2 protein-coding genes are annotated in these 2,233 nt (G+C 60.8%); both read right to left on the bottom strand.

Going from position 1 to position 2,233, the window contains the following annotated elements; all coding sequences use genetic code 11:
- Positions 1–1,190, bottom strand: a 1,190-nt coding sequence (locus tag M0974_RS21740; RefSeq protein WP_297841543.1) for an FGGY family carbohydrate kinase, incomplete at its 3' end; no start/stop codon positions are given.
- 150 nt (positions 1,191–1,340) lie between these two features.
- A partial coding sequence (locus M0974_RS21735; RefSeq protein ID WP_297841540.1) for a dihydroxy-acid dehydratase occupies positions 1,341–2,233 on the bottom strand: 893 nt, incomplete at its 5' end.

The following is a 2,233-nucleotide window of genomic DNA, read 5'->3' as shown; positions in this document are numbered from 1 at the left end:
GTGGCCTCGACCAGCCGCTGGGTCGCGAGCGCTTGCTCCAGGGCGATGCCTTCGAGCAACGCGCGGTAAATCTCAGCCCGGCCATGGTCCGGCGACAAGCCCAGCACACATCCCCGTGCATCCTGATCCCAGTACGGATTCATCACCCCGTTCCAGTACGGCAACAGGATCAACCCGGCGCTGCCGTGGACGACGTCCGACGCTTCAGCTTCGAGCCTGAGCAAACACTCCGGCTGAGTCACCGGGTTCATGCCGAAAAACTGCCGCACCAAGCTATTGATCAGCAGTGTGCCAGAGCGCAGTGAGGTTTCCAGCACATAGCCCTGGCGGTCGATTGCGCACATCGTGCGGAACGCTTTGTCCACCCTCGGGGCGCTCGCATAGACACCCGAGACAATCGCCGTACCCAGATTCAGATAGGCCGTACCGGCGCTGACCACGCCTACGCCCAACCCACCCGCCTGACCATCACCCCCGCCCGCTACCACAGGAATTCCCACCGGCAACCCAGTCAATTGCGCCGCCAGCGGAGTGACACGCCCTATTACACTGCCGGGTGCCACCGCCACCGGAAAACACCCGGCATCCAGCGCCAACGGCAGCGCTTGCAGCACCTCGTCAGACCAACAGTGATGGGTAATATCGAACGCACCGAACGGATCGGCGCTGGCCCAACTGGTGGCGAACTCGCCAGTCAGCTTGCGCACCAACCAGGCATGCGGGTCGTACACATGGCGGATGCGACGGAATAAATCAGGCTCGGCCCTGGCCATCCACGCGAGGCTGTAAATGGCCGGTGACCAATCCAGCGGCTTGCCGGTGATAGCGTGCAAACGCTCGCAGCCAACCTTCTCGGCGAGCGCCGCAACTTCGCCCTTGCGACGCTCATCCAGCCAAAGAATTGCCGGCCGTAACAGGCGGTCCTCCGCGTCGGTCACCACCACCGTTTCGCGCTGATTAACGATGGCCACTGCAGCCATTTCCTGCCCGGCAATCAGCGGCGCCAAGGCCTTCAACGCCTCCTGAGTCGCCAGCCACCACTGCTCTGGATGTTGCTCATACGCAGTGACGCCCGGCCGCTCAAGACTAAGCGGCGCCCTGCTCTGCGCAACCTGGGTTCCGTCTGCAGCCCAGGCAATCGCCTTGCACGTCGTTGTGCTTAGATCGATGCCAATGACAAGAGTTTGCATCAGTCAACCTGACCTATCGCCCATTGATATGGCGCTTACTATCCGCCGCGTTTGGGTGCAAGGGTAGTAGGTCTGGACGCATAGCAACGTTATCGGCGGGTTATTGGGGCTAGAGAATGAGATTCGGCCAGCCCCAAGACTGCACGCAGATTAATGCGAATGACGCGGCTCGCCGCCACTGCGGGCAATGACCCTAAGGTGCAGGGTCGCAGGCTCCAGGCAGCCGCCCGTGGACAACTGCCCAACCAGTTGACGATAGAGTTCCTGCCACGGCGTCTGCGAAGCTGGGTAACTTGGCTGCCAAGCGCGACGTCGCTCGGCCATTTCTTCATCAGAGACCAGCACATTGACCGAGCGCGTATTGAGGTCTACGCGCAGTCGGTCATTGGTACGCAGCAACGCCAAACCACCACCCACTGCAGCCTCGGGCGACATGTTGAGAATCGACGGGCTCGCCGATGTGCCGCTCTGCCGGCCATCGCCCAGGCACGGCAGCGAATCTATACCCTTTTTGATCAGTTCAGAGGGAGGGGCCATGTTCACCACCTCAGCGCTGCCGGGATAGCCGACGTTGCCGACACCGCGAATCACCAAGATGCAGCGCTCATCGATTTCCAGAGCGGGATCATTGATTCTGGCGTGATAGTCCTCTGGCCCTTCGAACACAATCGCCCGCGCTTCGAACGTATTTTCCGCACCGGGTTCGGACAAATACGTTTTACGAAAGGCATCGCCCACCACCGACATTTTCATAATCGCACTGTCGAAAAAATTCCCGCTCAGCACAATAAACCCGGCGCCATGCTTCAGGGGTGCCTCATAGGGATAGATAACGTCGACGTCGCTGGCAACGGTACTGCGGACTATTTCGCCGATGGTCTTGCCGGACACCGAAGCGCAATGCTCGTGCAAGCGGCCGGCCTTTTGCAGCTCGTGCATCACCGCGGGCACCCCGCCTGCACGGTGAAAACCTTCGCCCAGGTACTTACCGGCCGGCATGCAATTAACCAGCAGGGGTACGTCTTCGCCAATGCGCTGCCAAT

It is taken from the genome of Pseudomonas sp., from assembly GCF_026224925.1.
Taxonomy (GTDB): Bacteria; Pseudomonadota; Gammaproteobacteria; order Pseudomonadales; family Pseudomonadaceae; genus Aquipseudomonas.
Note: the sequence above shows the minus strand (reverse complement) of the source record. Positions and strands in the feature narration are given on the sequence as shown.